We start from the raw sequence: 13,966 nt of genomic DNA, 5'->3' as shown, positions 1-13,966 counted from the left end.
TGGTTAAAAAAATGGGCAAGCAGCGGCAGGTGACTGCACAGATTAAGGTTCAGGTCACTGGTGGGCAGGCAACTCCTGCTCCTCCTGTGGGTACTGCGCTTGGTCCGCATGGCGTGAATATTGGGCAGTTTGTTTCGCAGTTCAATGAGCAGACTCGTGACATGATGGGCGTGACTGTGCCTGTCGTGATCACTGTGTATAACGATCGTTCGTTCGAGTTCATCCTGAAGAGCCCGCCAGCTGCCGTTTTGCTGAAGAAGGCGGCCGGTATTGCGAAGGGTTCCGGGAATCCCCTCAGAAACAAAGTTGGGACGGTTACTGTCGCGCAGCTTGATGATATCGCCCAGAAGAAATTCGCTGACTTGAATGCTTCTTCCGTGGAGCAGGCCCGCAAGATGATTGCCGGGACCGCTCGGAGTATGGGATTGGAAGTTGTTGACTAGTCTGATTTAGTTTTTTGTTGTCTGATTAGATTTGTTTTGGGTGGCATTATGTCTCGACGGTCGAAGCGCGTCAGTGTTCTGGAGAAGAAGGCGTCGGAGATTGGTGTTGTACAGCTGGATGCGGCTGTGGCGGCGCTCAAGACTCTGGAAGATTCTCTGCCGAAGGGGATCAAACGCTGTGGTTTTGACCAGACAGTGGAGATTGCTGTTCGGCTGGGTGTGGATCCACGTCAGGCAGACCAGATCGTTCGTGGTTCAATCGTGCTGCCGCACGGTATCGGTAAGGCGCAGCGTGTCCTTGTGTTCTCACAGGGTGAGAATGTGAAGATCGCCGAAGACGCGGGTGCTGACTTTGTCGGTGGCAAAGAGCTGGCGGACAAGATTAAGGCTGGGTGGCTGGAATTCGATGTTGCGATTGCTACTCCTGATATGATGGGTGTGGTTGGTCCGCTCGGTCGTGTGCTTGGTCCCCGTGGTTTGATGCCCAGTCCGCGGGCTGGTACTGTGACTCAGGACGTCGAGACGGCTGTGCGTGAATACAAGGCTGGTAAGGTCGAGTTCCGCGTGGATTCTGGTTCGAATGTGCATTGCGTCGTCGGAAAACTGTCATTCGACTCGCAGAAGCTGACTGAGAATATTGAGTCCCTGCTGGCCTATATTCGCGGACTGAAGCCGAATAGCTCCAAGGGTGTTTACGTTCGGGGAGTCGTGGTGACTGCGACGATGATGCCGGCGATTTCTGTTGCTGTTTAGAGTTGCCGGGTTGAGTTCAGGGGTTGCAAAAAGGGTAGGGTGGATCGATGAGTCGTCGCATCAAGGATATGTTGATCTCTGATATTCAGTCGCGCGTGGGCGAGGCTAAGGACTTTGTTGTTGTGGACGTGTCGAAACTCGATGCCGTCTCTGCGAACAAGTGGCGTCTGAGTCTGCGGGAAGCCCGACTTTCTGCGTTGACAGTAAAGAATTCCGTTGCTCTCAACGCGCTGAAGCGAAGTGGCGTTGAGGGCCTTGATGGCGTGCTCGCTGGTCCTTCGACCCTTCTTTGGGGTGCTGAGGACATTGTGGCGCTTGCAAAGGCGGCCGCTGGGTATGCAAAGGAATGGAAGAACCTTGAGATCAAGGGCGGCACGACAGAAGGCCAGCCCATCGATGCAAAGGGCGTCGAAGTTCTGAGTAAGAGTGCCGGGCGGTTGGAAACAATTGGTCAGTTGGCTAGTTGTATGCTTGCTCCTGGTGCATTGCTCGCCGGTTGCCTGCAGGGTCCGGGGGGTCAGCTTGCTGGCCAGTTGAAGACGATTTCCGAGAAGGAAGCGTAGTTTAAAGTGCGGATTTGATGTGTCCGCCGGTTCTTGTGTTGATGCGAAAAGCGAGTTACTACAAGGGAAAGGTTCTTAGAGATGTCTACTGATGCTGCCACTGAGTTCGACGCAGCCACAATTGAGCTTGGTGACAAGATTGTTGGGCTGACTTTGCTCGAAGCAAAAAAGGTAGTGGACTACCTGAAGGAGAAGCATGGTATCGAGCCTGCTGGCGGTGGTGCTGTCATGATGGCTGCTCCTGTTGGCGATGCTCCTGCTGCTGCTGCTGAGAAGACAGAGTTCGACGTCGTTCTGACCGGATTTGGCGACAATAAGATCGCTGTGATTAAGGTTGTGCGAGCTGTCACGGGTCTTGGTCTGAAAGAAGCCAAGGACCTTGTAGAAGGCGCTCCAAAGCCGTTGAAGGAAGGTATCGCCAAGGAAGATGCTGAGAAGCTGAAGGCAGAAGTTGAAGCGGCTGGCGGTACTTGCGAGCTGAAATAGTCTGTTGTTTGCGACGGTTGTAGCAGAGCTTTTCGTTAATATCTGATCGGGGTATTTTCCCCGATCAGATGTTCGTTTGCACTGCATTTGTGCGGCATTGCGTTGGTTCTGCAGGTCTATGAAGGCTCGACAATTCGTGTCATTGAGCCGTTGTTCATCAATGCGGTTCGTGGTGATTGAGGCAGCTACTGGTAGTCGGTAGGTGCCTTTCGTCGCGCGCTTTTTCGCGGATGGTCTGTTGCAGATCTGATTTGAAGTTGGTTTTGAACAAGCGATTTTGAGTTTAGGGCAGGTGGTATGGCGATTCCGTCTATTCGTACGATCGACCAGGATACGGTTCGAAACTTCGGGAAAATTCAGGCCGAGTACGAGATTTCTGGACTGACTCAGATTCAAACGGCATTTTACAGCCGTTTTCTGCAGGCTGACCGCCCCGCGCGAGATCGGCTGAATTTCGGTCTGGAAGGCATCTTGCGCGAAGTCTTTCCAATTGAGAGCTATGATGGCCAGTTCCGATTGGATTATGTGAAGTATGAGCTGGGTAAGCCTCGCTATACAGCCGACGAATGTCGTCAGCTCAAACTGACCTACGGAATGCCGTTCCGTATCTGGTTGCGACTGGTCAAAGAGCAACCAGTTGAGGAAGAAGTGTATCTCGGTGATATTCCCATCATGATTGGGGGTGGTGAGTTCATCATCAACGGGGCTGAGCGTGTCGTTGTCTCTCAGTTGCACCGCTCTCCGGGTGTGGACTTTGTGATGGCGGAGGAGACTGCCAGCAGTGATCGCAAGACTCATTCCTGCCGCATTATCCCGGAACGCGGAAGCTGGATTGAGTTGCTGGTGAGCAAGCGCGACGCGATTGGCGTTCGCATCGATCAGAGTGGCAAGTTCTCGGCGTTGACGTTGCTGCGAGCGATGTCGGGTGAGTATTCCAGCGACGCTTCCATCATCCGTTTGTTTTATCCGACGGAAGAGTTGAAGCTGAGTTCGAAGACGACGGTTGCTGAGGTCGAGAACCGCTATTGCGTGGACGATGTTGTTTTCCCGGAAAAGCATGAACGCGCTGGCGAGATCATTTGCGATGCTGGGTCGCAGATCACAGATACCATTGCTGAGGAGTTGATTTCAGCGGGTGTGAAGAGCATTGAGGTTGTGACCGAGGTTCGGGACCCGCTGATTCTGAAGACTCTGGCAGAAGACGGGACGTCAACTCATGAAGAGGCGCTGTTGAAGATCTACCAGCGACTGCGCCCTGGGAATCCTCCAAATCTGGATAAGGCATCGGAGCTGTTCCACGAGAAGTTCTTCGATGTGAATCGCTATCGGCTCGGGCGGGTCGGGCGATTCCGAATCAACCGAAAGTTCCAGCAGGACATCTCTGACGAAGAGATGACTTTGAAGCCTGAGGACTTCATCAACGCAATGCGGTACATCGTTCGTCTGCGCATTGGTGATGAGACCGCGCAGATCGACGACATCGATAACCTGGGTAATCGGCGGTTGCGTACGATTGATGAGCTGGCGTGTGATGAGATCCGAAAGGGTTTCCTGAAGCTTCGCCGCACCGTACAGGAGCGTATGCAGCTGAAGGAGGTGGAGTCGATTTCGCCTCGAACACTTATCAATCCGAAGAGTGTTTCTGCTGCAATCGACTTCTTCTACGGTCGTAGTGAGCTGTCACAGGTCGTGGACCAGACAAATCCACTGTCGATGTTGACGCACGAGCGGCGTTTGAGTGCGCTTGGTCCCGGGGGTTTGAACAGGAAGCGAGCTGGTTTCGAAGTTCGCGACGTGCACATTTCCCACTATGGACGCATCTGTCCGATCGAGACGCCAGAAGGTACCAATATCGGTCTGATTTCGAGTCTCGGGATCTTTTCTCGAGTCGACGATTATGGCTTTCTGATCTCGCCCTACCGTGTTGTTCGGAATGCGAAGATCATGGACGAGGTTGTCTGGTTGCGTGCCGATGAAGAGGCCGCTGCATTTGTGTGTCCTGCTGACACGCCTGTGGTGAACGGAGAGATTGAGCCGGAACGTGTTCTCGCCCGTAACAAGAGTGATGTAGTTTGGGCGAGTCGTGATCAGGTCGAGTTTATCGATGTGGCGCCTTGCCAGATGGTAGGTGTGTCTGCCGGGTTGATCCCGTTTCTTGAACACGACGATGCGAATCGTGCTCTGATGGGCTCGAACATGCAGCGACAGGCTGTTCCGTTGTTAATCGCTGAACGACCCGTAGTCGGAACAGGTATGGAGCAGTACGTTGCCCAGAACTCCGGCATGGTTTGGCGGGCGGAGAAGGCCGGTAAGGTGACTTACGTTGATGCCAACGTGATTGAGGTGGAAGGTAAACGATATCCACTTCGCAAGTACCGCCGTTTGAACGAACGAACGTGTCTGAATCAGAAGCCTATCGTGGCGGTGGGTGACAAGGTTAAGGCTGGTCAGGTACTTTGTGATAGTGCGGCGACACGAAACGGAAGTCTTGCACTTGGTCGCAACGTACTGGTCGCGTTTATGTCATGGGAAGGCTTCAATTTTGAAGACGCCATCATTCTGTCCGAGCGACTGGTGAAGGAAGACGTCTACACGTCGATTCACCTGGATGAGTTTGATGTTGAGATTCGTGAAACCAAGCTTGGGCGCGAAGAGTTCACTCGTGATATCCCTAACGTGAGCGAGAAAGCTCTTCGTCATCTCGATGAAAGCGGAATCGTAAAGATCGGAACTCGAGTTCATCCCGGCGACATTCTGGTGGGCAAGGTTTCGCCGAAGGCGAAATCAGAATTGACGCCGGAAGAGAAACTGTTGCACGCGATTTTTGGTCGCGCTGGCGAAGATGTGAAGAACGAATCACTGGAAGTTCCTTCCGGCGTGGGCGGTATCGTCATTCACACCGAAAAGTTTTCTCGCCGCATGAGCCTGTCTGAGATTGAGCGTAAGCGGTTTGAAGATGATTTGAAGAAGGTAGAGAAGGAAGGCGAAACGGCAATTGCCGCGTCGTTCCAGAAGTTCCTTGTCGAGCTTGAAGCGGTCATCGAACAGCCCGTTGTTGACGAAGATGGCCGGCAGCTTGGCCAGTTGGATGACGTGAAGGCCGTAGCTGAATATGCACGACATTTCCAGAGTCACTTCGAAGACATGGATGTGCGAAGTCCGCAGAAGAAGACGGCGGCTCGCAAAGTGATTCGTGACAGCTGGAGCATTGTTGAAGACGTAATCGATCACGAGGACCACCGTTTGAACAGCATGAAGCGAGGCGATGAGTTGCCGAGTGGTGTGCTGCAGATGGTGAAGGTTTACGTTGCGTCGAAGCGTCAGATCAGCGCGGGCGATAAGATGGCAGGACGCCACGGGAACAAGGGGGTCATTTCGAAAGTCCTTCCGATCGAAGATATGCCATTCCTGGAGGATGGAACTCCTGTGGATATCATTCTGAACCCGCTGGGCGTTCCGAGTCGTATGAATGTGGGGCAGATTCTGGAAACGCATCTCGGGTATGCAGCTGGAAAACTGGGCTACCGGGCGATTTGCCCCGTCTTTGATGGAGCAAGCGAAGATGATGTTCGTGCGGCTCTTGTCGAGGCCGGCCTGCCTGAGGATGGCAAGTCAGTTCTGTTCGACGGTCGCACCGGCGAACGCCTCGAGCAAAAGGTGACGGTCGGTTACATCTACATGTTGAAGCTGCACCACCTGGTGGATGATAAGGTGCATGCTCGCGCGACCGGACCTTACTCACTGATCACTCAACAGCCACTTGGTGGCAAGGCCCGGTTCGGTGGACAGCGCTTCGGGGAGATGGAAGTCTGGGCGCTGGAAGCTTACGGTGCGGCCTACATCCTTCAGGAGTTGTTGACCGTGAAGAGCGACGACGTGGAAGGTCGTACAAAGATCTATGAGAGCATGGTTAAGGGCGAGAATACACTTGAAGCCGGAACACCCGCCAGCTTCGACGTGTTGAACAATGAAATTCGGGGCTTGTGTTTGAATCTGCATCTGGAGAAATCAGGTCATTAATTCGCCTGAATCCCCGTTCTGCGTCGACTGCTGACCTGAGTCAGCAGTCGCCAACTCTGAGTCCCGCGGACTTGCGGGAGCATTGTTCCGTCTGAAATGAATACAAAACTGCAACGGTAGTTCTTTGGAATGCCTTTGCCTTTTGAACGATAGTTTGGGAGAACCGACCGTGAGCGTCAGCGAAGGTACCTTTGATCGCGTTAACGACTACGCTTCGATCAAGATCAGCCTGGCCAGCCCGCACGACATTCGTAGCTGGTCATTCGGGGAAGTGAAGAAGCCCGAGACAATTAACTACCGTACGTATCGCCCCGAACGAGACGGCTTGTTCTGTGAGCGTATCTTCGGTCCTGAAAAGGACTGGGAATGCGCGTGCGGCAAGTACCGTGGAATGAAATACAAAGGAATGATTTGCGACCGCTGCGGCGTGAAGGTCACTCACAGCCGTGTGCGTCGAAAGCGGATGGGGCATATCGAGCTTGCGGCTCCGGTTGTGCACATCTGGTTCTTCAAGTCGATGCCCAGTCGCCTTGGTGCGCTGTTGAACATGAAGACGACGTCACTGGAGAAGGTGATCTACTTCCAGGACTACGTTGTTGTTGACCCGGGCGATACGCCGCTCAAAGCCTGTCAGATGCTGACGGAAGATGAAGCGCGTCAGGCGCGTCGTGACTATGGTGAAGGGGCGTTTGAAATCGGAATGGGTGCGGAAGCAATCAAGAAGCTTCTCTCCCAGATGCGATTGGTTGAACTGTCCGGCGAATTGCGTACTGAGCTTGCAAAGACCGGGAGTCAGCAGAAGATCAAGGATCTGATCAAGCGTCTGAAGATCGTGGAAGCTCTCCGGGACAGCGATAATCGCGCCGAGTGGATGGTGCTGGATGTGATCCCGGTTATTCCACCGGATTTGCGTCCCCTCGTCCTCCTGGATTCGGGCAACTTCGCCACAAGCGACCTGAATGACCTTTACCGGCGAATTATCAATCGAAACAACCGACTGAAGAAGCTGGTGGATTTGAACGCACCGGAAGTCATTGTCCGCAACGAAAAGCGAATGCTGCAGCAGTCGGTCGATGCTTTGTTCGACAACAATCGTTGCAAACGCCCCGTCCTGGGTTCTTCCAATCGTCCGTTGAAATCACTTACCGACATGATCAAAGGTAAGCAGGGGCGATTCCGCGAGAACCTTCTCGGTAAACGCGTGGACTATTCTGCTCGAAGTGTGATCGTGGTTGGCCCGGACCTGAAGCTGCATCAGTGTGGTCTTCCGAAAAAGATCGCGCTGGAACTGTTTCAGCCGTTTGTGATTCGCCGGCTGAAGGATCTGGGTCATGCGGATACCATCAAGAGCGCGAAGCGAATGCTGGAACGCCGCGATGAAGACGTTTGGGACATTCTTGACGAGGTGATTCGCAACCATCCTGTACTTCTGAATCGAGCCCCAACGCTGCACCGAATTGGTATTCAGGCATTTGAGCCGACACTGGTTGAGGGTAACGCGATTCGCCTTCATCCGCTCGTCTGCAAAGGGTTCAACGCAGACTTTGACGGTGACCAGATGGCCGTCCATCTGCCGTTGTCGATCGAAGCTCAGGTGGAAGCGACCACCCTGATGATGTCGACGCACAATATTTTCAGTCCGGCAAACGGGGCTCCGATTATCAGCGCCACGCAGGACATCGTGATGGGCTGCTACTATCTGACCTTGAAGCGAACCTCACGACCTGGTGAGGGAATGATCTTCGCTTCGTCGGAAGAAGTGTTCATGGCCTTCCAGCAGGGCAAAGTGTCGCGGCATGCCACCATCAAAGTGCGTATGCCAAAGGGGAAACGAGTCAAGGGTGACGGAGCAGACAAGTATCGTCCTGGTGGTCTCATAGAGACTTCTCCCGGCCGCGTGATGTTCAATGATATCCTGCCGAAGCGAATGGCTTACTACAACCAGACGATGCGAAGTAAGGACCTGGCGATCGTGATTTCCGATTGCTACCTGGAACTTGGCCGTCGTGAAACGATTGAGTTGCTTGACCGGATGAAGAGCTGTGGTTTCCGCGCGTCGACAGAGAGTGGTCTGTCGTTCGGTGCGAGTGACCTGAAGACGGCTCCGAACAAGGAGAAGGTCATTGGGGAATCGGAGAAGATCGTTCTGAAGCAGCAGAAGCTGTTTGAAAAGGGCGTGATTACCAATCAGGAACGCTACAACAAGGTTCTTGACATCTGGACGCATGCTCGAGAAGAGATTACGAAATCCATGATGGATCAGCTTGAGCACGACGTTCGCGATAATGGTGCTTACGTAAATCCAATTTACCTGATGGCACATTCCGGTGCCCGAGGTGGTGTTGGACAGATTCAGCAGCTGTCCGGTATGCGTGGTTTGATGGCTAAGCCAAGCGGCGAAATCATTGAAACCCCGATCAAATCGAATTTCCGTGAGGGTCTTTCGGTACTGGAGTACTTCAGTTCGACCCACGGAGCTCGAAAGGGACTGGCGGATACCGCTCTGAAAACGGCCGATAGTGGTTATCTGACCCGTAAGCTGGCTGATATTTGTCAGAACATGGTCGTGACAACTCACAACTGTGGCACCACGAAGGGTTTGACTCGCGGTGTTGTGTATCGGGGTGAGAAGGTCGAAGTTGGACTGGCCGATGCGATTCGTGGTCGGGTGAGTCGAACAAATATTGTGAACCCGATTACCGACGAAGTGATTGTTCGTGAAGACGAACTGATTACCGTCGAAAAGGCTCGCAAGATCGAGGAAATGGGTCTGGAGCGAATTCAGGTTCGTAGTCCGATGACCTGCGAATCCCCATTGGGTATGTGTCAGTTGTGCTACGGCATGGACTTGTCGACAGGTGACCTGGTTGAGCAGGGGCTTGCCGTCGGTATTATTGCTGCACAGAGTATTGGAGAGCCTGGTACGCAGTTGACAATGCGAACCTTCCACATCGGTGGGGTTGCTTCTACCGACGTTGAACAGAGCGAGCTTCAGGCAAAACGTAGTGGTCAGGTGAGGTTTACTCGTATTCGAAGCGTAATCAACGCCGAAGGTCGACAGGTCGTCCTGGGGCGAAACGGTGAGATCAGCATCGTTGATGACCGCGGTCGCGAGGTCGAGAAGCAGTCGGTGCCCAATGGTGCCGTACTGGAAGTGGCAGAAAATCAGCAGGTCAACTCCGGCGACGTGTTGTGCACCTGGGACCCACACTCGATTCCCATCATCGCCCAGGTGGGTGGTCGCGTTCGATTGGACGACTGCATCGAAGGTCAGTCGATCCGTACAGAAAAAGAAGCGTCCGGAAATCTTCGTCGAACCATTACCGAGCATAAGGCTGGATTACATCCACAGGTCATCGTCGAAGATGGTACGGGCCGGATTCTGGACTTCTATTACCTGCCGGAAGGGGCAAGTATTGAAACGGCCGAGGGATCGCAGATTTCTGCAGGTACGGTTGTTGCCAAGACGCCACGTGAATCAACCGGTACGAAAGACATCACCGGTGGTCTGCCTCGAGTAACCGAACTGTTTGAAGTTCGAAAGCCCAAGGATCCAGCCGTTGTTGCGGAGATCGATGGCGAAATCGAATTCCTGGCGGAAAAGAAGCGAGGAAAGCGAATCGTCCTTGTCAAGGGAGCAGATGGTACTGAAGTTGAACACGTGATCCCTCACGGTAAGCACCTGCTGGTTCATCCTGGTGACCTTGTGAAGGCGGGGGATGCACTTGTACGAGGGCCGCTTGTTCCACAGGACATTCTTCGTGTGAGTGGTGCTGAGGAAGTCCAGCAGTATCTGCTGCATGAGATTCAAAACGTCTATCGTGCTCAGCGAGTCGAGATCGACGACAAGCATATTGAAATTGTCATCTCTCAAATGCTTCGAAAGGTTCGAATCGACAACGTCGGTGATACTGATTTGCTGCCGGGGTTGTTGATTGACAAGTTTGAATTGAAGCGAGTGAATGATGAACTCGAATCGATGGTAAAGATTACGGACCCTGGTGGTACGGATTACGAGATCGGTGACAAAGTTGCGATTGCGGATGTTGAAGAGGTAAACGCCGAAGTCAGCAAACCAGCGAAGCACACGTCACTTCGAAAGGCGCGAGCCAGTCATCAGCTTCTTGGGATCACCAAAGCAGCTGTTCAGAGCGAAAGCTTTATCTCAGCCGCCAGTTTTCAGGAAACGACCAAGGTTCTCACGGAAGCAGCTCTCGGCGGCAAAGTGGATAATCTCGTTGGTTTGAAAGAAAACGTAATTCTTGGCCACCTGATTCCGGCGGGTACTGGTTTTAGTCTGCACCAGGAGGCGCAGGTTCGGATCCATGACTCTGCGATCCGGGAGCAGGAAGAAGCCAAGGCTCGTATGGCCGCGGCAAGGGCTGGTTTGATGCTGGATGCCGATATGCCGCCTCGACGAATTGATCCGGATCGTCCGTCAGCTCCGTCTCTGGCGGATCTCACACCTGACGATCCTCTGTGAGATCGGCGAATTCCACTGATCGTGAACACGCGAGGTTGACGATCAGGAGAAGCATGGATAGATTGTCGCGTTTTCGGCGCTCGTAAGGTCTTCTGTTTTAAGAATTTGGCGTGTTATGCCCACAATTAATCAGCTGGTTCGCAAGCCGCGTCGTCAGCAATATTCCAAGACCAAGACTCCCCTTCTGGAGGGATGCCCTCAAAAACGCGGGGTTTGTCTCCAGGTAAAGACTGTCACTCCGAAGAAGCCGAATTCGGCTCTCCGAAAAGTGGCTCGTGTACGTCTTTCTAATGGTAAGGAAGTGACGGCTTACATTCCTGGAGAGGGTCACAACCTCCAGGAACACTCGATTGTGCTTGTTCGTGGTGGTCGTGTTCGCGACCTTCCGGGTGTTCGCTACAAGGTGATTCGTGGCGTTCTTGATACCCTGGGTGTTAACGGTCGGCGACAGGCTCGCAGCTGTTATGGTGCCAAGCGGCCTAAGTAGTTTTTGCTCGTCTTGTTTTCTCTGCGTGTGCTAAAGGTAGTGCAGGTTCATGGTTAAGAAGTTTACAGCCAGTCGCGAGCAGCTTACTCCCGATACCCGCTTCAATAGTCTGCTGGTATCGAAGTTCGTGAATTGTTTGATGTATGACGGCAAGAAGAGTGTGGCGACGGCTGCCTTCTATCGTGCGATGGACATTATTCAGAAGCAGCTCCCTGAGGAAGATGCTCTGAAGGTGTTTACTCAGGCTGTTGATAACGTGAAGCCTGCTATCGAGGTTCGTTCCAAGCGAGTTGGCGGGGCCACTTACCAGGTTCCTACGCCCGTAAATCATCGTCGCCAGCAGGCGCTTTCCATTCGCTGGATCCTGGAGGCTGTTCGCGGCCGCAAGGGGCGTCCGGTGGATCGTTCTCTGGCTGATGAGTTGATGGCTGCGTTTCGCCGGGAAGGTGCTGCAATGACAAAGCGTGAGAACGTGCATCGTATGGCTGATGCAAACAAGGCGTTCTCGCACTTTGCGTGGTAATTCTTCGTTGATCAAAATCTGAACAGCGCCAAATGGTCCTCCTTGAGAGCCGTTTGGCGTTTTTTTGTTGGTTCTGGAGTGCCGCTGTGAGTCGAGACATAAACAACATTCGAAACATCGGAATTATTGCCCACATTGATGCAGGCAAGACAACGACGACAGAGCGGATCTTGTTCTACACCGGAACCTCGCACCGCATGGGGAATGTCGACGACGGCAATACCGTCACTGATTTCGATCCGGAGGAGGCTCAGCGCGGCATAACGATCTATTCGGCCGCGGTAACCTGCGAGTGGGGCGGTACGACCATCAACATTATTGATACTCCGGGGCACGTGGATTTTACTGCCGAAGTTGAACGCAGTCTGCGTGTGCTTGACGGTGCGGTGGTCATCTTCAGCGCGGTTGAAGGTGTTGAGGCGCAGAGTGAGACGGTTTGGCGACAGGCGAATCGGTATAACGTCCCGAGGGTATGCCTGATCAACAAGATGGATCGGATCGGTGCAGGTTTTGAACGGATCCTCGAGCAGATTCGGGCGAGGCTGAATGGGAAGCCCCTTCCTTTGCAGATACCGATTGGTATGGGCCCGAATTCAAATGCAGATGGTTTCGTCGGCATCATTGATTTGCTGCAGGCGAAGGCTATCTACTGGGATTCGGAGTCGCGTGGCGCTGAGTTTCGACTCGAAGAAATACCGGACCATCTGAGAGACGATGCTGATCTTTGGCGAGGGGAATTGTTTGATACGCTTTCGCTTCTGGATGAAGAGTTGATGGTTGCCTGTATGGAGATGGATCCGTCGGAGATTCCCATGGACCTTGTTCTTGGGGCTATTCGCCGGGCGACTCTTAATGGCGAAGTTCAGCCGGTTTTTTGCGGGTCATCTCTGGATTATATTGGTGTTCAGCCGGTCCTTGATGCGGTGAGAGATTTCCTGCCCAGTCCCATCGATCGTCCCCCGGTGCAGGGGGTTGTTCCATCCGGAAAACAGGAAGGGCAGGTGGTCAGTCGAAAGCCATCGTCCGACGAATCCGCATGTGTGCTCGTATTCAAGATCCAGGCGGAATCGCATGGTGATTTGTATTTTGCACGAATTTATTCGGGTGCTTTGACGGGTAATTCCAAGTTGCTGAATCCCCGAACGGGGAAAAAGGAGATGATTACCCAGCTTTGGCATATTCAGTCGGACTCTCGGGTCAAAGTCGAACGAGTTGAAGCCGGGGATATTTGCGGAATTATCGGTCCGCGAGATTCCGCCACTGGAGACACGCTTTGCGATCCTGGGGCGCCGATTGTGCTGGAGTCAATCGTCTTTCCGGAGCCTGTGATCTCAGTCGCTGTGGAGCCCGAATCGAGCGGTGATCGAAAGAAGCTGGAAGACACATTGCGAAGGCTGGAGCGACAGGATCCCACTTTTCATGTGAAGATAAACCCGGACACCGGGCAGACTCTGATCAGTGGGATGGGCGAATTGCACCTGGAAGTTATCCGCCATCGCATGGAGCGAGATTTCAATCTGTCGGTTAAATTCCACAAGCCACGCGTCAGCTACCGTGAAAAGCTGATCGGGTCCGTGACAATTCATGAGCAATTCGCCCGTCAGCTGCCATCGGGTCCGGTTTCGTTTGGTCTGACTCTTGTGGCGGAAGAGCTGGAGGATTTGTCTGTTGGCGTTGAGGTTGTTTCCGAAATCAGCCCGGAGTCTATTCCGCGTCCGTTACTGGCGGTCTTGCTGGAATCGATTGAGAAGGAGGCGCAGGCAGGCGGAATCTTCGGTAACCCGTTGATGGGCTTGCGCCTTCGGATTCAGGAGATTACTTTCACAGAGGGCGAGTCTACGGAGGTGGCGATCCGTACGGCAGCGGCAGAAGCGTTCCGGCGCGTTCTTGCCGATGGGAAGCTGGCAATCCTGGAGCCAATTATGTCACTTGAGGTTGTCACACCGGAGGACTTTCTGGGTAATGTCCAGTCTGATTTGAACGCACGACGTGCGACGATCGTCAATTCAGACCGTCAGGGAGATCTTTGCGTTTTACAATGCGAGGCTCCTCTGGTTGAAATGTTTGGCTACTCAAACCAGATTCGCAGTCTTTCTCAAGGCCGAGCATCCTACTCCATGGAGCCCTGCCGCTACGCGATTGCCCCGGCGAATGTTGCAGAACAGATGATGTAGCTGAAGTTTGGATTCTCGTCTGTCGAAGAAGAAG

The 13,966-nt window shown here is 53.3% G+C and carries 9 protein-coding genes; all 9 read left to right on the top strand.

All coding sequences use genetic code 11. The annotated features are described in order from the left end of the window. Positions 1-11: 11 nt before the first annotated feature. The 9 genes from rplK (at position 12) to fusA (ending at position 13,932) form a co-directional block, all read left to right on the top strand. Entirely contained in the window at positions 12-443 is a 432-nt protein-coding gene (gene rplK, locus R3C20_18150) for a 50S ribosomal protein L11 (protein MEZ6042431.1), read from the top strand. Positions 444-491: 48 nt separating this feature from the next. Then, entirely contained in the window at positions 492-1,196 is a 705-nt protein-coding gene (gene rplA, locus R3C20_18145) for a 50S ribosomal protein L1 (GenBank protein ID MEZ6042430.1), read from the top strand. Positions 1,197-1,243: 47 nt separating this feature from the next. After that, entirely contained in the window at positions 1,244-1,759 is a 516-nt protein-coding gene (gene rplJ / locus R3C20_18140; GenBank protein MEZ6042429.1) for a 50S ribosomal protein L10, read from the top strand. Positions 1,760-1,840: 81 nt separating this feature from the next. Next, positions 1,841-2,245, top strand: a complete 405-nt coding sequence (rplL, locus tag R3C20_18135) for a 50S ribosomal protein L7/L12 (protein MEZ6042428.1) — start codon at positions 1,841-1,843, stop codon at positions 2,243-2,245. A gap of 297 nt (positions 2,246-2,542) precedes the next feature. After that, positions 2,543-6,265, top strand: coding sequence for a DNA-directed RNA polymerase subunit beta (rpoB, locus tag R3C20_18130; protein MEZ6042427.1), 3,723 nt, complete (start codon positions 2,543-2,545; stop codon positions 6,263-6,265). 169 nt (positions 6,266-6,434) lie between these two features. Beyond that, positions 6,435-10,748, top strand: coding sequence for a DNA-directed RNA polymerase subunit beta' (gene rpoC / locus R3C20_18125; GenBank protein ID MEZ6042426.1), 4,314 nt, complete (start codon positions 6,435-6,437; stop codon positions 10,746-10,748). Positions 10,749-10,863: 115 nt separating this feature from the next. Then, the gene (gene rpsL / locus R3C20_18120; GenBank protein ID MEZ6042425.1) at positions 10,864-11,235 is read left to right on the top strand and encodes a 30S ribosomal protein S12; all 372 of its coding nucleotides are present in this window, start codon (positions 10,864-10,866) and stop codon (positions 11,233-11,235) included. Between the two features lie 49 nt (positions 11,236-11,284). After that, positions 11,285-11,758: a 30S ribosomal protein S7 gene (gene rpsG, locus R3C20_18115; GenBank protein MEZ6042424.1), complete on the top strand. Its 474-nt coding sequence runs from the start codon at positions 11,285-11,287 to the stop codon at positions 11,756-11,758. 86 nt (positions 11,759-11,844) lie between these two features. Continuing rightward, positions 11,845-13,932, top strand: coding sequence for an elongation factor G (fusA, locus tag R3C20_18110; protein ID MEZ6042423.1), 2,088 nt, complete (start codon positions 11,845-11,847; stop codon positions 13,930-13,932). The last annotated feature ends 34 nt before the right edge of the window (positions 13,933-13,966 follow it).

The sequence above is a fragment of the Planctomycetaceae bacterium genome (genome assembly GCA_041398825.1).
In the GTDB taxonomy this organism is placed as follows: domain Bacteria; phylum Planctomycetota; class Planctomycetia; order Planctomycetales; family Planctomycetaceae; genus F1-80-MAGs062.
This window is presented reverse-complemented; position numbering and strand designations above follow the sequence as displayed.

Excerpts from the sequence above, each read along its gene's own strand:
- rpsL (MEZ6042425.1), top strand. The coding sequence starts at position 10,864 with ATGCCCACAATTAATCAGCTGGTTCGCAAGCCGCGTCGTCAGCAATAT.
- rplJ (MEZ6042429.1), top strand. The coding sequence starts at position 1,244 with ATGAGTCGTCGCATCAAGGATATGTTGATCTCTGATATTCAGTCGCGC.
- rpsG (MEZ6042424.1), top strand. The coding sequence starts at position 11,285 with ATGGTTAAGAAGTTTACAGCCAGTCGCGAGCAGCTTACTCCCGATACC.
- rplL (MEZ6042428.1), top strand. The coding sequence starts at position 1,841 with ATGTCTACTGATGCTGCCACTGAGTTCGACGCAGCCACAATTGAGCTT.
- rpoB (MEZ6042427.1), top strand. The coding sequence starts at position 2,543 with ATGGCGATTCCGTCTATTCGTACGATCGACCAGGATACGGTTCGAAAC.
- rplK (MEZ6042431.1), top strand. The coding sequence starts at position 12 with ATGGGCAAGCAGCGGCAGGTGACTGCACAGATTAAGGTTCAGGTCACT.
- rplA (MEZ6042430.1), top strand. The coding sequence starts at position 492 with ATGTCTCGACGGTCGAAGCGCGTCAGTGTTCTGGAGAAGAAGGCGTCG.